This is a genomic window from Roseobacter sp. N2S (genome assembly GCF_031454055.1).
Taxonomy (GTDB): domain Bacteria; phylum Pseudomonadota; class Alphaproteobacteria; order Rhodobacterales; family Rhodobacteraceae; genus Amylibacter.
Map to the genome: position 1 here is coordinate 133,028 of NZ_JAVDQB010000006.1, position 22,526 is coordinate 155,553.

A 22,526-nucleotide genomic window follows, 5' to 3' on the forward strand; every position below is an offset into this window, starting at 1 on the left:
GCTTCACAGTGAGGGTCGAACAATGGGTAAATCGCAGGTCAGGGCAATTACAGCGGCACAGACTGACAGGCAGACAGGGACGCGGACGCTTTTTCTGGCCAGCCTTAGCATCCTGTTGCTGGCCCTATGGACCACATTGGCCAATGCGCAGGAAACCTCCCCAGATACTGTCACTAAATCCCATGGCATTTCCACCTTTGGCGAATTGAAATACCCCGCCGATTTCAAACATTGGGATTACGTGAACCCTGACGCCCCGAAAGGTGGCACAATTTCCCTGCGCGGCACAGGGGCCTCTGGCACCTTTGACAGCTTGAACCCCTTTATCCTGAAAGGGGAACCTGCACAGGGTTTGGGGATGATGTATGACAGCCTGCTGGTCGGCTCCAGCGACGAACCCGACAGCGCCTATGGCTATATCGCCGAAACCCTTGAATACCCCGCAGACCGCCAATGGGTGATCTTTAACATGCGCCCCGAAGCGACGTTTTCCGACGGGGTTCCGATCACCGCCGATGATGTGGTCTTTTCCTACGACATCCTGATGGAAAAGGGCCATCCCGTTTACAAGATAATCTACAAAGACATTGAATCGGTCGAGGCCCTGTCCCCCAATCGGGTGAAATTCACCTTCAAAGAAGGCGCAAACACCCGTGATCTGCCCATCGTAGCAGGCGGGTTGACCATCCTAGCGAAGCATTATTACCAAGACCGCGACTTTGGCGAAAGCACCATTGATGTGCCCGTCACATCGGGTGGCTATACCGCATCAGACATCAAACCCGGCAAATCCATCACTTACTGCAAGATCGCGGATTACTGGGCCAAAGACCTGCCCCACAATGTGGGCACAGGAAATTTCGACTGCTACCGCTACGAATATTTCTCGGACAGCACAGTGGCATTTGAAGCCTTCAAAGCAGGCGCGTTCCTGTTTCACGAAGAATTCTTCTCAAAAATCTGGGCCACGGGCTATGATTTTCCTGCGCTCAGCAAGGGTTGGGTAATCAAGGAAAGCATCCCTGACAACCGCCCCACAGGCACGCAGGGTTTCTGGATCAACATGCGCAAGGCAAAATTCGCCGACCCGCGGGTGCGTCAAGCCATCGGCATGGTGTTCAACTTTGAATGGTCCAATAAAACCCTGTTTTACGGCATCTATGAACGCACGGATTCCTTCTGGGAAAACTCCCCCATGCAGGCCGAGGGTCTGCCACAGGGCGCAGAACTGGCGCTTTTGGAACCGTTTCGTGATCAACTGCCTGAAACCCTGTTCACCGAGCCGCCCTTCACACCGACCATTTCCCGCATAGATCAGGCCGACCGCAAAGCCCTGCGCGCGGCAGGTAAACTGCTGGATGATGCGGGTTGGAAAGTGGTGAACGGCAAGCGCACCAATGACAAGGGTGAGGTTCTGTCGCTGGAACTGCTGGACGACAGCCCCGCGTTTGAACGGATCATCAACCCCTATGTGGAAAACCTGAAACGGCTGGGCATTGATGCGAAATACGCGTTGATAGATCAGGCACAATACCAACAACGCCAGGAAGATTTCGACTTTGACATTATCCCGGGCCGACTGGTGATGTCCTTGTCTCCGGGTGAAGAACTGGCCACCACCTTTGGCACCGCAGGCGCGAATTCAGCGGGCAGCTCTAACTTCTCGGGCATTTCCAACCCTGTGGTCGATGCGCTGATTGTAAAGGTGGCACAGGCCAAATCCCGTGCGGAAATGGAAACCGCCGTGCGTGCGCTTGATCGTGTCTTGCGCAGCTTGCACATCTGGGTGCCGAACTGGTTCAAGCCGGAACACAACCTAGCCTATTGGGATGTGTTTGGCCGCCCCGACACCAAACCGCTATACAGCCGCGGGGTGATGGATACGTGGTGGATGGATCAGGAAAAACTGGACAGCCTGAAAGCTAAAGGCGCGCTACGTTAAATGGGCGCGTATATCCTAAGACGACTGTTGCTGATGATTCCGACGCTGATCGGGATCATGATTATCAACTTCACGCTGATCCAGTTCGTGCCGGGCGGCCCTGTGGAACAGATCATCGCGCAGATGTCCCAAGAGGGATCCGCCACAGACCGGATCACCGGTGGCGGTGCCGAGGTGGCGAGTGGCGGGCAGAATGACAACTACCAAGGCGCGCGCGGCCTGCCCGAGGATTTCATCAAGGATTTGGAAAAACAGTTCGGTTTCGACAAGCCGCCGCTGGAACGTTTCCTGTTGATGATGGGCAATTACGCAAGGTTTGATTTTGGCGAAAGCTATTTCCGATCCATCGCCGTGCTGGACCTGATCCTCGAAAAAATGCCCGTGTCGATTACGCTGGGGCTTTGGTCAACGGTACTGGCCTATCTGATTTCCATCCCGCTTGGTATTCGCAAGGCTGTCAGGGACGGGTCTCGGTTTGATACTTGGTCGTCTGGCATCATCATCGCCGCCTATGCCATCCCCAGCTTCCTGTTCGCGATCCTGCTGCTGGTGCTGTTTGCGGGCGGATCTTATGTGCAATGGTTCCCCTTGCGCGGTCTGACATCAGACAATTTCGCCCAACTCAGCTGGTACGCGCAGGCGATGGATTACCTGTGGCACATCGTTCTGCCTGTCACAGCATCTACCATCGGGGCCTTTGCCACCTTGACGCTGTTGACCAAAAACTCGTTTCTGGATGAGATCAACAAACAATATGTGATGACCGCGCGGGCCAAAGGCCTGACGGAACGGCGCGTGTTTTACGGCCATGTGTTCCGCAACGCCATGCTGATCATCATCGCAGGCTTTCCGGGTGCCTTTATCGGCGTGTTCTTCGGATCATCGCTGATCATTGAAATCGTCTTCTCGCTCGATGGGCTGGGTCGGCTGGGGTTTGAGGCCGCGCTGAACCGCGATTATCCGGTGTTCTTTGGCACACTTTATATCTTTGGCCTGATGGGGCTGTTCGTCGGGCTGATTTCCGATCTGATGTATGTGGTCGTCGATCCGCGCATTGATTTTGAAAGCCGCAACACATGATTTTCAAATCTTCCATCGCGCAGCGCCGCATTGCAAACTTTCGCGCCAACCGCCGCGCTGTCTGGTCTGCGTGGATTTTCGGCGTGGTGTTTATTCTGTGCCTCTTTGCCGAACTCATCGCAAATGACAAACCCCTGCTGGTGTCCTATCAGGGCGAACTCCACACCCCTGCGTTTCAATTCTACCCCGAAACAAAATTCGGTGGCGATTATGAAACCGAGGCCGATTACCTGGACCCCGTCGTCCCCTGCCTGATCCGATCCGGCGGGCTGGAGGTCTGTTTTGACACCCCCGAGGATACCTACGCCGACGCCGCAGATGGCATGGTTGACGGGGAAGCGATCCAAAAGGGCTGGCTAATCTGGGCCCCGATCAAATACAGTTTCAACACCATCAACTATGACGTGGAAACCGCACCGTCCGCACCGGATGCAAACCACTGGCTGGGCACTGACGATCAAACCCGCGACGTGGTGGCACGGGTCATCTACGGCTTTCGCATTTCAACCGTTTTCGCGCTGATTGTGGTGGTGGTATCATCCACCATCGGCATCGCGGCGGGGGCTGTTATGGGCTATTTCGGCGGCTGGGTGGATTTGGTGTTCCAGCGTATTCTGGAAATCTGGTCTTCAACCCCGATGCTCTATGTGATCATCATCCTGTCGGCGATTTTCACCATGAATTTCCTGATCCTGACAGGGCTGATTATCCTGTTTTCGTGGATGGGGCTGGTGGGGTTAGTGCGCGCCGAATTCCTGCGCGCGCGCAACTTTGAATATGTTCGCGCCGCCCGTGCGCTTGGGGTTACCGATTGGAAAATCATGTTCCGTCACTTGCTGCCCAACGCCATGGTCGCCACCCTGACCTTTCTGCCGTTTCAGGTTACAGGGGCCATCGGCGCACTGACCGGCCTTGATTTCTTGGGCTTTGGCCTGCCCCCCACCTATCCGTCTTTGGGCGAGTTGGCGCTGCAAGCTAAAAACAACCTCCAAGCCCCGTGGCTGGCCTTTTCCGCCTTTGCCAGCATTTCCATAATGCTGTCCTTGTTGGTCTTCGTCTTTGAAGGCATCCGCGACGCATTTGACCCAAGAAAGACGTTCAAATGAAACAAGTCCTGAACGTCAAAAACCTGACCATCGCCTTTGGCAGCAACACCCCCGCGGTGGATAATGTCAGCTTTACCGTCCACGCAGGCGAAACCGTGGCCCTTGTGGGGGAAAGCGGATCGGGTAAATCCGTCACCGCCCTGTCGTCGGTCAAACTGCTGCCCGCCAGCGCCAAGGTCACGGGGTCAATCACCTATCGTGGCACGGAAATGATTAACGCCGATGAACCCACCCTGCGCCGTGTGCGCGGCAATGACATCAGCTTCATCTTTCAGGAACCGATGACATCCCTGAACCCGCTGCACACCATTGAAAAGCAACTGTCCGAAAGTCTCGCCCTGCATCAAGGGCTGTCAGGCAAGGCGGCGCGGACACGGATCTTGGATCTGTTGAACAAGGTCGGAATTCGTGATGCAGAAACCCGCCTCAATGATTACCCGCACACCCTGTCAGGCGGCCAACGTCAGCGGGTGATGATCGCCATGGCACTGGCCAACGGCCCTGATCTGCTGATTGCCGATGAACCCACAACCGCGCTGGATGTGACGATCCAGGCGCAGATTCTAGACCTGCTGGCCGATGTGCAAAAAGCCGAGGGTATGGGCATGTTGTTCATCACCCACGACCTGACCATCGTGCGCAAAATCGCCGATAAAGTCTGTGTCATGCAGCACGGTAAAATCGTCGAAAGCGGCCCCACAGCCGAGATTTTTGGCAACCCCCAGCACAGCTACACCAAAACCCTGCTGGCAGCTGAACCCACAGGCACCCCTGATCCCGTTCCCGAGGACGCCCCGGAAATCCTGTCCACCCAGAATTTCCGCGTCTGGTTTCCCGTCAAACGCGGGTTGATGCGGCGCACTGTGGATCACGTCAAAGCCGTGAACGACGCCAGCTTTTCCATCCGCGAGGGCGAGACCCTTGGCGTTGTGGGCGAAAGCGGCTCGGGCAAAACCACCCTTGCCCTTGGGGTCATGCGGTTGATTTCATCGGACGGTCCCGTGGTCTTTCTGGGCCAAAACGTGCAAGGGTTGAAAAACAAAGCCCTGCAACCCATTCGCCGCGATATGCAAATGGTGTTCCAAGACCCCTACGGCTCTCTTTCGCCGCGCATGACCGTTGAACATATAATCGCCGAGGGTTTGGGCGTTCACGGGTCAACCCGTGGCATGGACACCCGTCAAATGGTCAAGGATATCATGGTCGAGGTCGGGCTGGACCCGGCGACCATCGACCGCTACCCCCATGAATTTTCCGGTGGTCAGCGCCAGCGCATCGCCATCGCCCGCGCCATGATCCTAAAGCCCCGTCTGGTGGTTTTGGATGAACCCACATCCGCGCTGGATATGACGGTGCAAGTGCAAATCGTGAACCTGCTGCGTGACCTGCAACAGAAATATAAACTGGCATTCCTGTTCATCAGCCATGATTTGAAAGTCGTGCGCGCGCTTAGCCATAAGGTACTGGTGATGCGTCAGGGCGACATCGTGGAATCCGGCACAGGTCAGCAGATATTCGACTCGCCCAAGACCGATTACGCCAAAGCCCTGATCGCCGCCGCCTTTGATGCCGCCAGCCTGGAAGGCGTTGCTTTGTAGCACTTTAGCCCAAAAGCAGATTAACCCCGAAACCTTGCATTTTGCCCCTTGCAATCACCCAGCCCCACCGCTAAACCGCCCCTCACGGACCGATAGCTCAGCTGGATAGAGTACCTGACTACGAATCAGGGGGTCGGGGGTTCGAATCCTCCTCGGTCCGCCACTTCCCCCTTTTACTGGTATTTCTAGTTACTTTGCCGCCTGATGGCTGGCGTTCCAAGTCGCTTAGACTGTTGCGGGACGCCTGATAAAATTCACTTGTACCGTCGATAGGTTTCATAGGCAGTGACCAGATCCTGAACGATCAGGCCGTGGGATTTATAGGCGGTGATGTCTTGATCGCTGCGACGGCCGGTTTTGGTGCCAGCAAGCACTTCTCCGATTTCAGTCAGTGGGTAATCTGCGGTGATAACACCCGCTTTTTGGGCACCGAGGAACTCTCCGGCTTCGCGGCTGGCACTTTCGCGTGAATCGGTGAAGGCGCAGATTTTTGCAACGGCTTCATTGTCAATTTCACGACTGTCGGCAAGGCTGGCCCCCGCCAGATTGATGTGCTGTCCCGGTTCCAACAAAGCCCCCGACAAAAACGCCTGTTTGGCGGCGGTTGTGGTGTGGATGATGTCCGCGCCGGAAATTGCTGCGGGTAAGTCCTCGACCACCAGAATCCTCTCTTTTTCCGCGCCAAATCTGTCGCGAAGGGCGTGGCTGGCCTCGGGGCGGCGGGCCCACAGACGGACCTCTGCCTGTTCAAAACAGAACAGTGACATGCGCGTGTGCCATTCGGCTTGCTCTCCGGCACCACAAACGGTGATGGTTTTCGGATTCGGACGGGCCAGCGCTTTTGTGGCCACCATCGACATTGCAGCCGTGCGCAAGGCGGTGATCCGATCCGCATCGCAAATCACCAGCGGGCTGCCTGTGGTGCTGTCAAAAAGCATCACAAACCCCTGGTGGCTGGACAGGCCCATGGCAGGCGCGCCCGGAAACAGGCTGAGGATTTTCGCACCATGGATCGCGGGATCACTAAGACTGCCGTACATCACCCCCAAACGGCCCTCTGGGTTAATCGGGGCGGCAAACCTTGGGGGGTGGGTGGCGGCCCCTTTGGACACAGCAATCATTGCCCGTTCCAGCGGTTCGAACAGGTCTTGAAAGGTGATGGTTTGTGCAATGTCTTGCGCGTTTAGGAACAATGGCTCGGGCATTAAACTGGGCTTCTTTCGGCTGTTAATTCGTCTGTTCGTTCGTCTGTGGTTTTGGATTTACGCTAGATGACTTGCGCTCAGTGATTTGCGCCGCCAGATGCAGCAGGATGGTCGCACAGCTAAACGGAACGACGCTGCCCACAATGGCCATATTCACCCCCATCCCCGGCGAAAAGCGGTTGCTGCTGCGCCACATGAATCCCCGTTCAAAGTTCATATTCGGCCCATAAAATGAATAATACAGGATCGGGATCAGAAAGATCAGAACAGTCAACGCAAGGAAGGTCATTTTAGCTATTCTTTGCACGCCTTGGCTGTCAGCAGCAGGGGCTACAACTGTGGGGTCGAGACGTCGCTTGAACGCGCAAGTGGCCCCCAGAAGGCCTGCCCAGATCATCAGATAGCGGGCCAGTTCCTCGGTCCAGGTGAGCGGGAAATCAAACCCGTAACGGGCCCAGATTTGCAGCAGGACGGTCAAGACCATCCCGCCTAACGCCAGTTTCGCCCCAAAGAGACAAGCGCGGTCAACCCCCGCGCTTGCCGTGGCTATTGCCTTCATTTGCGGGTCGCTTCGGCCAAGGCCCGAAAGGCGTCAACCGATCCTGCGGGCATCAAGGCCTCATAGGCTTCAGAGCTACGCTTTTTCAGGTCTGCATAAGCGTCCGGTGCTAAAACAGACACGGTCACGCCCGCTTTTTTCAGACCCTCCACTTCGCTGGCAGCGGCTTTCAGGGTCCATTCGCGGTTCTTTGTGTTGGCGGTATCCACTGCGGTATCCACCTTGGCTTTGGTTTCAGCATCCAGATCGGCATACCAATCCGCCGACATCAAAGCAGACCGGAACGGCGTGCCTGCGCCGATGTTAGTGTAGTGTTTCAGGAATTCCGTGTGACGAAAGATCAACGCCACCACGGGCGGGTTGAAATAGCCGTCTACAATACCCTGCTGCACAGCACCTGCGAATTCCGGCATGTCTACCACAACGCCCTGAACACCCCATTTTTTAAACAGTTCCACTTGCGTTGAATCAATCGCACGCAGGCGCAGATCGGCCATGTCTTCGACTGTGGTGATCGGCTTGCTGGAATTGAACACACCCATGGTGCCGCCCAAACCCGGCAGGCCCGCAATGCGGATGCCCTGGGCTTCCATTGATGCCTTGATACCCGTTAACAATTCACTGTCAGTATCTTGGGTGGCGCGAAAGAAATGTTCCATGTCGTCAAACATATAGGGCGCCAGAAAGCCCAGAATGTTTTTATCCACTTCGTTGATCATCACAAAATTGGTCAGACCGAATTGCAGCAAACCCTGGCTCAACTGGTCTACAACTTCGGGGTCTTTGCCCAGTGCACCACCTGCAAAAACATTGGCCTCAAGGCCCTGTTCTTTCAGGCTGGCCGCCAGATCTTCGGCGTAGACATAATCGGAACAGGCGTTCACCGGCGGGCAGCCCACGGCGATTTTGATTTCTTGTGCAAAAGACGGCGCCGCCGTCAAAAGCAGGGTGGCCGCAGCAATAAGGGTATGTTTCATCGTGTTCTCCTAAGTTGGACTATTTTTAGTTTCGTTAATGGACGAGTCCCAATGCGCGGGGCAGCATCAGGGTTAATTCGGGTACAAGGATCAGCAAGACCAGTAACAACAGTTGCACCGCCAGAAACGGCAGAATCGCAAGGCTAAGGCGCATGTAATTTACGCCGCTGGCAGTTGAGATCACCATCAAGCAGCCCCCGAATGGCGGCGAAATCAGCCCCAGCGTCAGGTTCAGGCAACTGACCACCCCCACATGCACAGGGTCTGCGCCACCAGCGATTGCAGCAGGAATCAGCACCGGCACCAACAGCACCAGCGCCATGGACACATCCATCACCATCCCCGCCAGAAACATGATGCCACTGGCCAGCAGAAAATAGGAGGTGCTGTTCAGACCCGCTGTTTGCACCAGTGACGCGATCTGGTCTGGCACCCGCAGGATGCCCATAAGATAGCCGAAAACCGCCGCTGCAAACAGGATCATAAAGATCGAGCCTGTCAGCATCACTGTGCGTTCAATGGACTCTGATGTCAGGCGCAAGGTTTTGCCCGTCGCCTTTGCGATGCCATCACGGTCCAGCAGGGCATAGAAAAACACCAGAACCAGCGTGATCGCCACGGCAATGCCTGCGGCCTCGGTCGGGGTGACAACACCGAACACGATGCCCGACACAATGGTCACAGGGATCAGCAGCGCAGGCAGGGCGCGCAACATTGTGGGGCCTGCGGGGGGCAAGGTATCCGTGGCCCCGCCTGGGTGATTCTCTTTGCGGGCGATGTAAAAGTTATAGGCACATAGAAACAGCGCCATCAGCAAACCGGGCACAATCCCCCCCGCGAACAAAGCCGCGACAGACACATTCATCAAGGCCCCGTAAAAGATGAAAACGATGCTGGGCGGAATGATCGGCCCGATCACACAACTGGCCGCCGTCAGCGCCGCAGCAAAATCCGCCTTATACCCTTTGTCCACCATGGCAGGCACCAAAGTATTCGTGGTCGCCGCCGCATCCGCAACAGCCGATCCTGAAATCCCCGCCAGAAACACGCTGGACGCTATATTTACATAGCCAAGTCCGCCTTGCAGACGCCCCACCACCAGCATGGCCAGATCAATCAAAACGCGGGTCACACCGCCTTTGGTCATCGCCTCGCCTGCAAGAATGAACAGGGGCATGGCCAGAAAGGTAAACACGTCAATCTGGCTGAAAATCCGCTGGGGTAAAATCCCCAGATAGGCGCCATGATCGGTCAGCACAAAGGCCAGCACCGCCGCCGCCCCAGCCACATAGCTGATCGCCACCCCCGAAAAGATAGCCCCCAGCGCAAAAAGTAGTAAAATGATCCAGCCCATATCCGCTCCTTGCGCACCAGTTGGTTTTACGATAGGAAAAATGTCAAGAAATTTTCGTATCGGAAAAACAACAAATGGCAAAAACCGCCCCGACCAGCGCGCTCGAAAACAAACGCGCGGCCTTTGGTGCCATGGTGCAAAACCTGCGCCGCACCCAAAGTCTGACCCTGCAACAAGTGTCCGAGGCCTGTGGCCTTGCGGTTTCCACCATTTCCAAAATCGAAAACTCCCATCTCTCGCCGACTTATGATGTGATGTTAAAACTGGCGCAGGGTTTGGGAACCGACATCGTATCTATTCTGGACGGGGCCTCGGCGCTGGAGCCCAAACCCACGCCAGCGGGGCGGCTGGCGGTCTGTCGCAAAGGCGATCTGCCACAGTTGGACGCCAAGAACTATCTGTTCCAACCCATTGCAACCCAGCTGAAAAACCGCCTGATCGACGCGACCTACGCCACCGTGCGCGCCCGCCATGTCACCGAATTCGAAGCCCCGATCCGCCATGCTGGCGAGGAACTGGTGATCGTGCTGAGTGGTGCGGTCGAATTACATTCCGACCTCTATGAACCGATCCGGCTCGAGCAGGGGGATAGCGTATATTACGACGCGGTGATGGCCCATTGTTATGTGTCTGTCAGCGACGAGGACGCGGTTATTTTGAACATCGTATCAGGTGCCTCTATGGAGAAGGAATTTTTGAATGTTGAATCGTGATGAATGGCTGTCCCATGATCTTGTGGGACTCGCCGAACTGGCCGCCAAAGGCGATATCTCGCGCCGTGAAATTCTGCAAACGGCGATCCGCGAAATCGAAACCCAAAATCCGGCGATCAATGCCGTGGTCCTGACCCGCTTTGAAGACGCCTTGGACAGTCTGGATAAAACCACTGAAATCAACCGCTTCACCGGTATGCCCTATCTGATGAAAGACCTGCATGCGCCGGTCAAAGGCATGCCCTTGTCCAATGGCAGCGAAAAGTTTCGCGGTACAGATATGGGGTTTGATTCCACTACCGTTTCGCGGCTGCGCGGGGCTGGGCTGGGGTTGCTGGGGCGCACGGCCTCGCCTGAATTCGGGCTGACCATGACCACGGAAAGCCGCGCTTGGGGGGTGACCCGCAACCCTTGGGATCACGCGCGAAGTGCTGGCGGGTCCAGTGGCGGTGCAGGCGCTGCGGTGGCCAGCGGTATGCTGCCCGCCGCCCATGCCACCGACAGCGCAGGGTCCATTCGTATCCCTGCCGCCTATAACGGTTTGATCGGCCTGAAACCGACCCGCGGTGTGAACGCATTAGGCCCCCATCGCGGCGATCCGAACTACGGCATGAGCCATGAACACGCCGTCACCCGAAGCGTGCGCGATTGCGCCGCCTTGCTGGACATCACCGCAGGGCCGGACGCAGGCTGCCCCTATTTTACCCCTACCCCCGCCGAGGGCTTTGAGGCGCTGATCAAACGCGCACCCGCTCCGTTGCGGATCGGGTTTATCACCGATCGCTTTGACGGCATCGCCATTGACCCCGACAGTGCCGCCGCTGTGACAGCCACAGCCAAATTGCTGGCCGACCTTGGCCATACTGTAACCGAGGCCCGCCCCGATTTCGATTTTGCCGCCCTCAGTTCTAACGCGTTCCGCCTGTTGGTTGCCTCCCTTGCGGGGTTCTTCCCGCCAGAGTTCAGCCAAGGCCCGATGGACGGGTTTGAACCCATGACCCAGACCACAATGCGCTATGCGGCGGGTGTTGGTCTGCACCAGTATTTGCAACGTGCAGCGATTGTGAACGCCGAAGTTCGTAAGATGAGCGGCTTTTTCGATCAATACGATATCCTGCTGACAGCAGCCACCAACGGCCCCGCCCATACCCTTGGCAAAGTGCATCTGGATCAGGACATCCCTTTTGATGATTTCGTTGATCTGGTGCTGGACATGAGCCCGTTTTCCGTGCCGTTCAATGCCTCTGGTCAGCCTGCAATCACCCTGCCTGTGCATCAGACCGCAGACGGGTTGCCCATCGGCGTGCAGCTTGTCAGCGGCTTTGCGCAGGACGGTTTGCTGTTGCAACTGGCGGCACAGATGGAACAGGCATCTGCCTGGAAATCCGTAGCACCCTAAAAGCCGTTACAGGCGAACCCTGCTTTTGCAAATGGCAACCGACAGAACGCACCGCAGCGTGTCCCCCGTTCAATCGGGGGGCCAACGTGACATTCATGCGACAGTGCTGCAGGCACAGCGCGATGCCTGCCCCAGCCTGCCAGACCTACGAAATCCCAACACACACGGGCCATAACTGCCGCCAGCCACCGCCTAATCGCAGTTTTCTGGCGCGCAGCGGTATTTATTGCTAAAATCTGTCAAACCTAGCGGCTGTTGTGAATTTACTGCCCATTTGTTAGGCACGTATTATCACAATATTGTCGTTTTTTGATGCAATCCAACCGCTGCCTGCCATGTAGCGGGAGGAATTGCGTCTCCTAATACGATAACTTTAACCAAGGAGACTCCTATGACGGACGTAAGCAACGATCAGGGCATCCCAGACCCGGACGGTTTACACCATCCTATTGATACCAATTACGAGATTGGGGAGAACAACGTAGACGGCTCCATCGGGCGCTTTGGCTTTGACATCCACAATCCGGTTTTCGCAATCTCGGGTCTGGCCGTGATTGCCTTTGTTTTTTACACACTCGCCCTGCCCGAACAGGCCGGGACGCTGTTTTCCACCATGTTCAGTGTGGTCACCAAGAACTTTGACTGGTTCTTTTTGCTGTCGGGCAACATCTTTGTGCTGTTCTGCCTGCTGCTGATTGTTCTGCCCATCGGGTCCGTGCGTTTGGGCGGGGCAGATGCCACCCCTGATTACGGGTATATCGGCTGGTTCGCCATGCTGTTCGCCGCTGGCATGGGCATCGGCTTGATGTTCTACGGCGTTTCCGAACCTATGAGCCATTTTTCCAGCTCTCTTGGCGGGCCAATCCTTGAAAACGGGTTGCGCACCGACTGGGCACCGCTGAATGGCGCTGCGGGGGATCAAGCCGAAGCTGTGCGTCTGGGCATGGCTGCAACCATCTATCACTGGGGTCTGCACCCTTGGGCCATGTATGCGGTTGTCGCACTGGCGCTGGCGCTGTTTTCCTATAACAAGGGCCTGCCCCTGACGATCCGATCCGCGTTTTACCCGCTGTTCGGGGAACGTGTCTGGGGCTGGACCGGCCATATCATCGATATTCTTGCAGTGTTTGCCACACTGTTCGGCCTTGCCACCTCGCTTGGCTTTGGCGCAACCCAAGCCGCAAGTGGTTTGACCCTGTTGTTTGGCAGCGGTGTCGCCGAAGAAGGCACCCGCAACCTGATGGGCATGTCCTTTGGCAATACAGCCGAAAGTGGCGTGGCGAATTCTGGCAGCTTGCTGGTATTGCTGATCACGATCATCACAGGGATCGCCTTGGTTTCGGTATTGCGCGGCCTTGATGGTGGCGTGAAAATCCTGTCGGAAATCAACATGGGACTGGCCATCGTGCTGGTGCTGTTTGTTCTGGCTGTCGCCCCAACGATGGATATTCTGGCGGGGTTTGTCAGCGCCTTGGGGGCCTATTTCGAATACCTGCCCCAACTGTCCATGCCCTTTGGCCGCGAAGACACCAACTTTGTACAAGGCTGGACCGCCTTTTATTGGGCGTGGTGGATCAGCTGGTCGCCTTTCGTTGGCATGTTCATCGCCCGCGTCAGCCGGGGCCGCACCGTGCGGGAATTCATGATCTGCGTTCTGTTGATCCCGTCCCTTGTCTGCGTCCTATGGATGAGCGTTTTTGGCGGCACAGCGATCCAGCAAGTTGTACAAGACGGCTACCAAATGGTGCAAAACGCGCCGCTGGAACTGAAATTGTTCCGCATGCTAGAGGCCCTGCCCCTGACGGCAATCACCTCACTGGTGGGGATCGTTCTGGTCATCGTGTTCTTTGTCACCTCGTCTGACTCTGGCTCGTTGGTAATTGACACGATTACTGCAGGCGGCAAGGTCGATGCACCGATGCCCCAGCGTGTGTTCTGGTGTACTTTTGAAGGCGCGGTTGCCATCGTTCTGCTGCTTTCCGTCGGCGGTCTGGCATCGCTGCAATCCATGGTGATTTCAACCGGACTGCCCTTTGCTGTCGTCCTGTTGTTGCTGTGCGTCTGCATCTGGAAAGGCCTGCAAAGCGAGCGGGCGGTTGTGGTACAGGAAGGCAAACCTGCCGAATAAACCGCATATCAAAACCAAACACAAAGGGCAGCGCCGCACCACGGCGTTGCCCTTTTGCGTTTCCGCCCCTTGAAACTGGCCCGCCGCTGCGTATCGTGGGGCAAACTTTTGAAAGGCTGCCACATGACTTTCCTAACCAAACTCACCACCGCTCTGTTCCTGACGGCAACAGCCGTTGCCGCCCAGGATCACGCGCCCGAAATCAAACAGGCATTGGCTGCAAGGGATGCCGGCCAATCGGTGCAATCCGAAAACTGGATGATCAGCGCCGCCAACCCGCTGGCGGTTCAAGCAGGCGCTGACGTGCTGCGCGCGGGGGGCACTGCCGCAGATGCAATGGTCGCCGTCCAAGCGGTTCTAGGTCTGGTGGAACCGCAATCCTCTGGTCTTGGTGGCGGGGCATTTCTGGTCTGGTATGACGCCGACACAGGCTCTGTCACGACACTGGATGGACGCGAGACAGCCCCTTTGGCCGCCACCCCTACCCTGTTTCAGGACGACACCGGCGCGCCGCTTAAATTCTTTGACGCTGTGGTCGGCGGGCGCTCTGTGGGCGTGCCTGCAACCCCTGCCCTGATGGAAGCCGCCCATAAACGCTGGGGCAACCAAGCTTGGGGCGACCTTTTAAAACCCGCGCTGACCCTCGCCCAAGAGGGGTTCACCGTGTCGGACCGCCTTGCCAATTCCATAGCCGCAGACGGGAACCGACTGGCCACGGCCCCCACAACCAAAGCCTATTTCTTTGACCAAGACACCCCGCTGCCCGCAGGCCACCTGCTGAAAAACCCCGCCTATGCCAAGACCCTGACGGCCATGACGGAAAACGGTGCATCGGTGTTTTACACAGGCCCGCTGGCGCAGGAAATTGTGTCCACCGTCCAAGGGGCAACGGGAAACCCCGGTGGTCTTTCGCTTGTGGATCTTGCCATTTACCGTGTCAAAGAACGCGCCCCGACCTGTGCCAGCTACCGCGGATATGATGTTTGCGGCATGGGTCCACCATCATCAGGCGGGCTGACTGTCGGGCAAATCCTGCAACTGCTGGAACCCTATGACATCGCCGCCCTTGGCCCCGAAAGCCCGCAAAGCTGGCGCTTGATCGGCGATGCCTCACGGCTCGCTTTTGCAGATCGGGGCCGCTATATGGCCGACAGTGATTTCGTGCCAGTCCCAACCAAAGGCCTGCTGGATCCGAAATACACAGCCGAGCGCGCCAAGATGCTGGACACTGACACGGCCCTTGAAACCGTCAGCGCAGGCGATCCCACGTTTGATCACGCGCTGAACCTTGCGGATGACATAGCGATCGAATTCCCTTCTACCAGCCATTTTTCGATCGTTGATAGCTACGGCAATGCCCTGTCTATGACCACCACAGTGGAAAACACCTTCGGCTCGCGCCTGATGGCGGGTGGGTTTATCCTGAATAATGAGCTGACCGATTTTTCATTTCGCAGCCACACAGACGGCATCCCTATCGCCAACCGTGTAGAACCGGGCAAACGGCCCCGTTCGTCCATGTCGCCAACCATTGTGCTAAAAGACGGCAAACCTGTACTGGTGATCGGATCGCCGGGCGGCAGCCGCATTATCGGGTTTACCGCGCAAACCATCATCGCCGTATTGGATTGGGGCATGGACGTCCAAGCCGCCATTTCCATGCCGCGACTGGTCAATCGCTTTGGCACCTATGAAATTGAGGACACCGCCGCATCAGAGCCCCTGGCCCAACCCCTGACCGACATGGGATTTGAGGTGAAGCGCCGCGAGATCACATCAGGCCTGCATGGCATCGCCATCACAGATGTACTGAAAGGCGGCGCAGACCCCAGACGGGAAGGCATCGTTCTCGGCGAATAACACCATCGCTTCTTTAGAGCCTAAATACCTGATTACGCCAGTTGCCCCGCAACCCGCCCCAGCATATCCAGACAGGCGGCAAGCTGGTCGCGGCTGACGTATTCATCGGGTTTATGGGCCTGCTCAATGGACCCCGGCCCGCAAATCACCGCACTGACGCCACCTTGCTGGAACAAACCCGCCTCGGTGCCAAAAGACACCACATCGGTTTCATTGCCCCCCGTCAGGGCGCGCACAATCGCCACCGCTTCGCTTTGGGGATCGGGTTCCAGACCAGCAACCTCGCTGGCAAACACCTCTTGAATATCAGCCAGCGGGGATTTTGCCTTCATTTCGGGCAACAAGACATCGCGGGTAAAGGCGTCGATCTGGTCGCGCACATAATCCCGATCGCTTTGCTGGATCGGGCGCATTTCCCAGCCCACGGCGGCCTTGTTGGGGATCACATTATGGGCCACGCCCGAATGTAATTCACAGACCTGCAACGTGGTATGTGGCGGGTCAAACCGTGATCCTACGGGCGCGAAATCGGGCAAATCCTGCCGGATTTCCATCAGCCGTGTGACGTAGCGCGTGGCATATTCCAGCGCGTTCACCCCCAGATCAGGCAGGCTGGAATGGCCCTCAACGCCCGTGAATTCGGTGGTGTATTCGCAACAGCCCTTATGCCCTTCGATGATCCGCATAGAGGTCGGCTCCCCAATGATCGCCGCACCGGGTTTCAGCCCAGCCTTGACCATTTCATCCACCAGAACCCGCGCCCCAAGACAGCCGACTTCTTCGTCATAGGTAAAGGCAAAATGCACAGGGCGTGACAGGTCGGCTGCAGCAAATTCAGGGGCCAGCGCCAGACAGGCCGCGATAAACCCCTTCATGTCACAGGTGCCCCGCCCGTATAACAACCCCGCATCCTCGCGCAGGATAAACGGGTCTGACGACCAGTTTTGCCCCGCCACAGGCACCACATCCAAATGGCCCGACAGGATCAAACCGCCGTCCACATCCGGCCCGATGGTGGCAAAAATATTCGCCTTGCCCTCGGTGTCACTGGTGATCTGGCAGCGCGCGCCCAAGGGTTTCAGATAGTCGGCAATCCAGTCGATACAATCACGATTGCTTTCGCTTGAAATGGTCGGAAAGGCGATCAGCCGTTCCAGTATGTCCAGTGTCTTTTCCATGCGGTCCATCAGGGGCTCCTTATGGATGAAACGCTACGCGGAATGGAAGGTAATGGAAAGTGGGGGAATTATGGGAGGGTGGTTTCTGCTACGGCCTGTTTTGGGAAGATACCCCAGAAAGGAAAAACCACAGCTTTGCACAGGAGTGTGCTCTGCAGTTTCACGTGAACGGCCCTGAGCTGCGGTTCACCGATAACTACAAATGCTGCGTTGCTGCCAGGAAAGTAGCAGTCGGAAACTCTAACTCAAATTGGTCCGGTTTTCAGGGTCCAGAGCGGTCGCTCCCAAAAGCCGGCGGCCCAGTTCGCAATAACTGCAATCACAAGTGAATTGATCAAAGCGAATAATTGGCTGGCCACGATAGCTTTTAGCTTGGTAGATTGGTTCACGTGTCGATCAATCTCTATCTTTGGAAACTCCTTCAAGCCTTAATGTAATTCCAATGGGCGGACTACCATAGTTGCAGCGATCGCTACCAACTGTAAGTGCAGTCTGATGTGCCGTGCCGCACCACAGCGCCGCCGAGGATGATTGAAGACCGACTTTGGGGTTTGCTGTTAAAAGCTCGCGGCTATTTCCGCACTGGCTGCTTTTTTCTGCCTGAGCAGGTTCCTGCGCTAGAAAGACCTCTTCAGACTACTTAACGATTATATTCAATACGACTGCGCAAATCTGTTACCAATGCGTCGTCAATATTTATAGTTTCATTCCGAGCCGGAAAATTAGCCCCGGACACATCCGAGCGAAAAGCCTTTAATGCCGCAAGCCTTTCAACTTCGATTTGCTTTCGTAAACGCCCAATGTCACCGTAACGTCTTGCGTGCCGGGGTTTATAATCACCATCACCGCAAATATCGGCGGTAAAAAGAAATTGCACCTCTGCCGCAGGTCCTGAACCAAGTGACACGGTAACAAGTTTGGAACGTGCGGAAATTTCCGCCATGAGCGGCGCAGCAACCAATTCTGCCTCTACAGCAAATGCACCTGCCTCCTCTAATCTGCGAAATCGGTGAAAAAGCATTTCTGCTTCCTCCACAGTACGGCCGACACCGCGCACTTTTCCGACCCAAGTGGATTTGCGTGGAACGAACCCAAGATGCCCCATTACCGGAATATCCTCGGAAGCCAGCAGCGACACGATTTCCAAACGGCGCCCTGTGATGACAGCATCCGCACCGTCGGTCAGTGCCTGAAACGCTGTACGCATAATCTCATCGTCGGTGATCGCTTCGGCAAACCCGAGTGCGGCGGTGACGAATACGCCTTCAGACCCTTGCCGCACTTGCCTGACATTAGCTGCACGACAGGTGATCATCTCGATTCCAGCAGCCTGGGCTGCGGCTGCCTCTTCGGGCGTTTCCGCCGTCACTTGTGCAAAGGCACTGTGACGCCCCTTAGCCGCTTGTAAACTTGCAACTGTGGCCATCCGGCGGACTGGCTTGGCCCCAAAACTAAATATCCGTTCTGACATCAATCAGGCCTTTTTCATCTTCTCGGCATAATAGTCGGTCGGTTTCACACCTGGCTTGTTGAACCATTGTTTCGGGTCGACACCAGAATACAGCAATACGTTGCCCCAAGGATCGAATGCCCCTGTGCGCACGATAACTTTTGCCTTTGCTGCCATCTCGCTCAAGATAGTGTCATGCGACACAAATTCATGATCAGCTTCTGCAAACAAAGACCGAACTGTTTCAAGAAGCAAAGGATTGTGTTCGGTTAGATCGTCAGCATAAGCCACTTTTTCGGTTATGAATTCCTGAGCGATTAGACTCAGAACTGTTTTTAGGTCCGGCAGGTCTTTGGCAAGTGCCAGATCTACACGCCACGCATCTTTTGGAATCGGAAAGCCCGCATCGCAGACAATCATCAAATCACCATGCCCCATCGAGGCAATGGCGTGGTTCAGTTCGGAGTTCAGCAAAGCACCGCGTTTCATAATTTTTCCTTTGTCCAATGAGTGTCGAAAAGCGCATCCGCCTGTTCGCGAGACGGGAGCGAGGGAATAACCCCAAGTTTCGTGCAGGCGTGGGCGCCACAGCAGGTCGCGAAGCGCACAGCGTCAAGCAAGTCACGCCCTTCTCCTAACGCCACCGCCAGCCCCGAGTTAAACGCATCCCCTGCGCCAGTTGTATCAACCACATCCACGCGCGGTGTCCGTACCATCGCGTCAATCTCGTCCGTCAGGACCAGCGCACCGCCTGGCCCCATTGTCACGATAACAGTCCCGATACCGCGATCCCGCAAACGCCCCGCCAGTTCGCGCGTTGGCGTGGCATCATCTGGTGACAGGCCCATCAAAATGCGCAGTTCTGTTTCATTCGGGGTTAGATAGTCGACATGTGCAAACAAGCTGTCAGGCAAAGCCGTGGCAGGTGCTGGATTCAAAATCGTTCGTGCGCCGCCGCGTTTCCCCAATTCCATTGCGCGGGTTGCAGCTTCAACAGGGATTTCCAAAACGGTCATAACTATATCGCTGTTGGCGATGCGCTCTTGCTGATCATCGACAAAAGCCGCATCCATCAAATCATTCGCACCCATATCAAGGATAATGAAATTCTCGCCAGCATCGTTCAACACGATAACACCAGCACCCGTCGCTTTGTGTTCCGTGCGGCGAATACCTGACCCGTCAACGCCTTCGCTTTTGTACAAATCATCCGCCACAGCCGCCAGATGGTCCTGCCCCAGACATGTAACCAATGAAGATTTTGCGCCCAACCGCGCAGTGCCAACCGCTTGATTTGAACCCTTCCCACCCGGGCCGAAGTTGAAATCGCTGCCCCGAAGTGTTTCACCAAAAACCGGCATGGTGCCAGTCCGAATTGTCAGGCCAACAGCAAAACTGCCGACCACTGTAATTTTTGTCATTCTATCTCCTCATGCAGCATGATGGCGTGATCGCGTTGCCAGCGCCATAATGTTTTCCTCGGTGATCTCTGCCCCGGAGAGTTGCCCGGTGACCAGCCCATCTGCCATCACCAGTACCCGCGAAGTGTGCAGTACAATCTCGGGCAGCTCTGATGAAATCATCAGGATAGCCATTCCGTCAGATGCCAGATCCTTGAGAATATCGTATATTTCCGCCTTTGCCCCAACGTCGATACCGCGGGTGGGTTCGTGCAAAATCAAAAGATCCGGCGCGGTGACAAGACCGCGTGACAGAATGATCTTTTGCTGATTCCCCCCCGACAGGGTCGCAATCGCCTGCCCCAGCGCCGAAACTTTTGTGTCGAATTTTGCGATGTATTCTTCGGTTGTTTTGCGAACCGACCCGCCATTCAGGAAACCCCGTCGCAGGAATTTCCCAAGGGCGGAAGCCACAGTATTTTCTGCCACCGACATCGACAAAAGCGCGCCTGCGCCGCGCCGGTCTGCGGGGATATAGGCCATACCAGAAGCTATGGCATGACGAGGACGGTTCGGGGCGATGCGAATGCCCTTCATCTGCACCTCTCCTGAGCGACTGACGATGCCAAAGATGGCATCTGCCAACAGGTCTTTGCCGCTGTCCGGCAAGCCCGAAACACCAAGAATTTCACCTGCGGAAACGTCAAAGGTGACATTCTCAAATACGTTTTGCACGTTCAGATTGTGCAATTCCAACACCGCCGGTCCGGTTCGGACATTTACGCCTTCTCGGGTCGAATATTGATCTGATGCGGACACATCCCGCCCCACCATATGTGCAACCAACGTGTCGGTTGTTACATCCGGGGTGTTTTTGAAACTGCTCACCAGTTTACCGTCGCGCATCACGCTGATCTGATCGGCCAGTGCCAGAACTTCTTCTAGGTGATGAGACACGTAAACAACTGAAACGCCCTCTGCACGCAGGCTGCGTACAACTTCAAACAATTTTTCGCTCTCGTCGGGCGACAATGCCGAATTGGGTTCATCCAAGACCAACATCCGCGCGTTTTGGTTAACTGCCCGGGCAATCTCGACCATCTGCTGTTGTGCAACCGACAACTTTTCGACTGGCGATTCCGGGCTAAGGTTGCCCAGCCCCAATCGCTCTAGTACAGGGACAGCTGCACGTCCTTCACGCAAGCTGGCCAAAGGAGACAGGGCTTTACGTCCGGCCAGCTCCGGCAAAATCACGTTTTCGCCTACGGATAAGTTCCAGCACAGCGATAATTCTTGATAAACCACACGAATACCAGCCGCTTGGCTGGCCAGCGGAGTTGGAAACGTCTTGTCGACATCATCCAGACGTAAACGGCCGCCGTTTGGCTGGATTTCCCCTGCCAGCACATTCATCATAGTGCTTTTGCCCGCACCGTTTTCTCCGATGACGGCATGCACCTCGCCAGGGAAAAATTGGATGGATACCGCATCCATCGCAACCACACCGGGATAGTTTTTGGTCACTTCGACCAATTCGACAAACGGTTTCTGAGTCATAGTTGATCCTGATACTGGGGTTGGCCCATTCGGGCCAACCCACTGGCATTACATCGCGCTGTCGATGTTTTCTGGTGTAAAGATACCGACGCCTGTATCCAGATCGTCAATCGTTTCACCATTCAGAAACTGCACCAAAAGGTTTACGGCCTCATACCCTTGACGTGCAGGAGCTTGATCGATGGTGACCTGCACCACCTCATCTGCAACCAGATCAACAGTTTGGTCCAATAAATCGAAGCCAACGACTTTGATTTTGCCAGCTTGTCCGTTCCGCTTAACCCACTCACCAGCGGCAGGCGTCGAACAGCATTCCAGAGACAAGATGCCAGTGATGCCCGGATCCGCAAGCATTGCGTTTTCGATTGCTGCATAGATTTCTTGCGGGTCCGTGCCCGTGTTTAGCGTACGCACAACTTCGATCCCGTCGCTGGCTTCCAACACTTCACGTGCGCCACCTTCGCGATCAAGCGACCATTGAGCTGCGGCATCTATGGTTGTGATCATAACACGGCCTTCACCGCCCAAAACCTTAACCATCTGTTCGCCCGCGTCACGGCCCGATTGCACAAGGTCCTGCCCTGCGAACACCAGACGCTTAGAGTCCGGGTTGTCTGTGTTATAACTGATGACCGGAATGCCTGCATCAATCACGCGATCAATCAAAGGTGACAGTGCATCGGTCGAAACAGCCGAGATTGCCAGACCGTCGATTTCACCCAGCAAGGTTTCGATTTCAGAGATTTGCCCGTCAGCATCGGCCCCCACGGGTCCGATAAAACGCGCATTTGCATTCAGCTCAGCATCTGCTTTTGCGACACCTTGTTTCACAAACGGCGCAAACTCGTTTGATACATCGTGGTAGCTTACCATGATGTTAAGCGCTTCACCCGAAGCAACCTTTTCCGCAATGCGCGGCGCAAGATTGAAATCCGAAACATTTACAGGTTCGGCAGTGACACCTATCGGTGCGAAGGCGATAAAGCTAACGCCAGCTAAGGCGGTTATAGTACGAAACAT

General features: G+C 55.9%; 18 protein-coding genes and 1 tRNA gene. 9 read left to right on the forward strand and 10 right to left on the reverse strand.

Annotated features, from left to right (window positions below; translation table 11 throughout):
- Window positions 1–22: 22 nt before the first annotated feature.
- The 5 genes from GGE09_RS14960 to GGE09_RS14980 all read left to right on the forward strand — a co-directional run bounded on the left by GGE09_RS14960 (window position 23) and on the right by GGE09_RS14980 (window position 5,889).
- Window positions 23–1,942, forward strand: a complete 1,920-nt coding sequence (locus GGE09_RS14960) for an extracellular solute-binding protein (RefSeq protein ID WP_309746959.1) — start codon at window positions 23–25, stop codon at window positions 1,940–1,942.
- Window positions 1,943–3,022 carry a microcin C ABC transporter permease YejB gene (locus GGE09_RS14965; RefSeq protein WP_309746960.1) on the forward strand — a complete coding sequence of 360 codons (1,080 nt, stop codon included), beginning with the start codon at window positions 1,943–1,945 and terminating at the stop codon, window positions 3,020–3,022.
- Window positions 3,019–4,128 carry an ABC transporter permease gene (locus tag GGE09_RS14970; protein WP_405048558.1) on the forward strand — a complete coding sequence of 370 codons (1,110 nt, stop codon included), beginning with the start codon at window positions 3,019–3,021 and terminating at the stop codon, window positions 4,126–4,128. Before GGE09_RS14965 ends, GGE09_RS14970 begins: the two co-directional genes overlap by 4 nt.
- A complete protein-coding gene (locus GGE09_RS14975; protein ID WP_309746961.1) occupies window positions 4,125–5,726 on the forward strand; it encodes an ABC transporter ATP-binding protein in 1,602 nt (533 codons plus the stop codon). Before GGE09_RS14970 ends, GGE09_RS14975 begins: the two co-directional genes overlap by 4 nt.
- An 86-nt stretch (window positions 5,727–5,812) precedes the next feature.
- A tRNA-Arg gene (locus GGE09_RS14980) sits at window positions 5,813–5,889 on the forward strand.
- Between the two features lie 91 nt (window positions 5,890–5,980).
- Here GGE09_RS14980 and GGE09_RS14985 read toward each other — a convergent pair.
- From GGE09_RS14985 to GGE09_RS15000, 4 genes are read right to left on the reverse strand one after another with little or no spacing between them, the layout of a single operon-like run.
- Window positions 5,981–6,931 (reverse strand): ornithine cyclodeaminase family protein, encoded by a 951-nt coding sequence (locus GGE09_RS14985; RefSeq protein ID WP_309746962.1) that lies wholly within the window; start codon window positions 6,929–6,931, stop codon window positions 5,981–5,983.
- A gap of 22 nt (window positions 6,932–6,953) precedes the next feature.
- Entirely contained in the window at window positions 6,954–7,490 is a 537-nt protein-coding gene (locus tag GGE09_RS14990) for a TRAP transporter small permease subunit (RefSeq protein ID WP_309746963.1), read from the reverse strand.
- Window positions 7,487–8,467 (reverse strand): TRAP transporter substrate-binding protein, encoded by a 981-nt coding sequence (locus GGE09_RS14995; RefSeq protein ID WP_309746964.1) that lies wholly within the window; start codon window positions 8,465–8,467, stop codon window positions 7,487–7,489. The genes GGE09_RS14990 and GGE09_RS14995 overlap by 4 nt, the downstream gene beginning before the upstream one ends.
- 34 nt (window positions 8,468–8,501) lie before the next feature.
- On the reverse strand, window positions 8,502–9,821 hold the full coding sequence (locus GGE09_RS15000; RefSeq protein WP_309746965.1) for a TRAP transporter large permease: 1,320 nt from the start codon (window positions 9,819–9,821) through the stop codon (window positions 8,502–8,504).
- A 74-nt stretch (window positions 9,822–9,895) separates the two neighbouring features.
- On the opposite strand from GGE09_RS15000, the gene GGE09_RS15005 reads away from it, so the two are divergent.
- The 4 genes from GGE09_RS15005 (at window position 9,896) to ggt (ending at window position 15,921) form a co-directional block, all read left to right on the forward strand.
- Window positions 9,896–10,534: an XRE family transcriptional regulator gene (locus GGE09_RS15005; protein WP_309746966.1), complete on the forward strand. Its 639-nt coding sequence runs from the start codon at window positions 9,896–9,898 to the stop codon at window positions 10,532–10,534.
- On the forward strand, window positions 10,521–11,933 hold the full coding sequence (locus GGE09_RS15010) for an amidase (RefSeq protein ID WP_309746967.1): 1,413 nt from the start codon (window positions 10,521–10,523) through the stop codon (window positions 11,931–11,933). The genes GGE09_RS15005 and GGE09_RS15010 overlap by 14 nt, the downstream gene beginning before the upstream one ends.
- Window positions 11,934–12,324: 391 nt before the next feature.
- On the forward strand, window positions 12,325–14,061 hold the full coding sequence (locus GGE09_RS15015; protein ID WP_309746968.1) for a BCCT family transporter: 1,737 nt from the start codon (window positions 12,325–12,327) through the stop codon (window positions 14,059–14,061).
- 123 nt (window positions 14,062–14,184) lie between these two features.
- Window positions 14,185–15,921, forward strand: a complete 1,737-nt coding sequence (gene ggt, locus GGE09_RS15020; RefSeq protein ID WP_309746969.1) for a gamma-glutamyltransferase — start codon at window positions 14,185–14,187, stop codon at window positions 15,919–15,921.
- Window positions 15,922–15,953: 32 nt separating this feature from the next.
- Here ggt and argE read toward each other — a convergent pair whose 3' ends face one another.
- The 6 genes from argE to GGE09_RS15050 all read right to left on the reverse strand — a co-directional run bounded on the left by argE (window position 15,954) and on the right by GGE09_RS15050 (window position 22,526).
- Entirely contained in the window at window positions 15,954–17,108 is a 1,155-nt protein-coding gene (gene argE / locus GGE09_RS15025; protein WP_309746970.1) for an acetylornithine deacetylase, read from the reverse strand.
- A gap of 631 nt (window positions 17,109–17,739) precedes the next feature.
- Entirely contained in the window at window positions 17,740–18,570 is an 831-nt protein-coding gene (locus tag GGE09_RS15030; RefSeq protein WP_309746971.1) for a 3-methyl-2-oxobutanoate hydroxymethyltransferase, read from the reverse strand.
- Between the two features lie 3 nt (window positions 18,571–18,573).
- A complete protein-coding gene (rbsD, locus tag GGE09_RS15035; RefSeq protein ID WP_309746972.1) occupies window positions 18,574–19,038 on the reverse strand; it encodes a D-ribose pyranase in 465 nt (154 codons plus the stop codon).
- The gene (locus GGE09_RS15040; protein WP_309746973.1) at window positions 19,035–19,970 is read right to left on the reverse strand and encodes a ribokinase; all 936 of its coding nucleotides are present in this window, start codon (window positions 19,968–19,970) and stop codon (window positions 19,035–19,037) included. Before GGE09_RS15040 ends, rbsD begins: the two co-directional genes overlap by 4 nt.
- 9 nt (window positions 19,971–19,979) lie before the next feature.
- Window positions 19,980–21,506 (reverse strand): sugar ABC transporter ATP-binding protein, encoded by a 1,527-nt coding sequence (locus tag GGE09_RS15045; RefSeq protein WP_309746974.1) that lies wholly within the window; start codon window positions 21,504–21,506, stop codon window positions 19,980–19,982.
- 48 nt (window positions 21,507–21,554) lie between these two features.
- Complete coding sequence (locus tag GGE09_RS15050; protein ID WP_309746975.1) at window positions 21,555–22,526, reverse strand: substrate-binding domain-containing protein; 972 nt, start codon at window positions 22,524–22,526, stop codon at window positions 21,555–21,557.

What these genes read in the sequence shown, in the direction of transcription:
- GGE09_RS14960 (WP_309746959.1), top strand. Translation starts at nt 23, where the DNA reads ATGGGTAAATCGCAGGTCAGGGCAATTACAGCGGCACAGACTGACAGG.
- GGE09_RS14965 (WP_309746960.1), top strand. Translation starts at nt 1,943, where the DNA reads ATGGGCGCGTATATCCTAAGACGACTGTTGCTGATGATTCCGACGCTG.
- GGE09_RS14970 (WP_405048558.1), top strand. Translation starts at nt 3,019, where the DNA reads ATGATTTTCAAATCTTCCATCGCGCAGCGCCGCATTGCAAACTTTCGC.
- GGE09_RS14975 (WP_309746961.1), top strand. Translation starts at nt 4,125, where the DNA reads ATGAAACAAGTCCTGAACGTCAAAAACCTGACCATCGCCTTTGGCAGC.
- GGE09_RS14985 (WP_309746962.1), bottom strand. Translation starts at nt 6,931, where the DNA reads ATGCCCGAGCCATTGTTCCTAAACGCGCAAGACATTGCACAAACCATC.
- GGE09_RS14990 (WP_309746963.1), bottom strand. Translation starts at nt 7,490, where the DNA reads ATGAAGGCAATAGCCACGGCAAGCGCGGGGGTTGACCGCGCTTGTCTC.
- GGE09_RS14995 (WP_309746964.1), bottom strand. Translation starts at nt 8,467, where the DNA reads ATGAAACATACCCTTATTGCTGCGGCCACCCTGCTTTTGACGGCGGCG.
- GGE09_RS15000 (WP_309746965.1), bottom strand. Translation starts at nt 9,821, where the DNA reads ATGGGCTGGATCATTTTACTACTTTTTGCGCTGGGGGCTATCTTTTCG.
- GGE09_RS15005 (WP_309746966.1), top strand. Translation starts at nt 9,896, where the DNA reads ATGGCAAAAACCGCCCCGACCAGCGCGCTCGAAAACAAACGCGCGGCC.
- GGE09_RS15010 (WP_309746967.1), top strand. Translation starts at nt 10,521, where the DNA reads ATGTTGAATCGTGATGAATGGCTGTCCCATGATCTTGTGGGACTCGCC.
- GGE09_RS15015 (WP_309746968.1), top strand. Translation starts at nt 12,325, where the DNA reads ATGACGGACGTAAGCAACGATCAGGGCATCCCAGACCCGGACGGTTTA.
- ggt (WP_309746969.1), top strand. Translation starts at nt 14,185, where the DNA reads ATGACTTTCCTAACCAAACTCACCACCGCTCTGTTCCTGACGGCAACA.
- argE (WP_309746970.1), bottom strand. Translation starts at nt 17,108, where the DNA reads ATGGACCGCATGGAAAAGACACTGGACATACTGGAACGGCTGATCGCC.
- GGE09_RS15030 (WP_309746971.1), bottom strand. Translation starts at nt 18,570, where the DNA reads ATGTCAGAACGGATATTTAGTTTTGGGGCCAAGCCAGTCCGCCGGATG.
- rbsD (WP_309746972.1), bottom strand. Translation starts at nt 19,038, where the DNA reads ATGAAACGCGGTGCTTTGCTGAACTCCGAACTGAACCACGCCATTGCC.
- GGE09_RS15040 (WP_309746973.1), bottom strand. Translation starts at nt 19,970, where the DNA reads ATGACAAAAATTACAGTGGTCGGCAGTTTTGCTGTTGGCCTGACAATT.
- GGE09_RS15045 (WP_309746974.1), bottom strand. Translation starts at nt 21,506, where the DNA reads ATGACTCAGAAACCGTTTGTCGAATTGGTCGAAGTGACCAAAAACTAT.
- GGE09_RS15050 (WP_309746975.1), bottom strand. Translation starts at nt 22,526, where the DNA reads ATGTTTCGTACTATAACCGCCTTAGCTGGCGTTAGCTTTATCGCCTTC.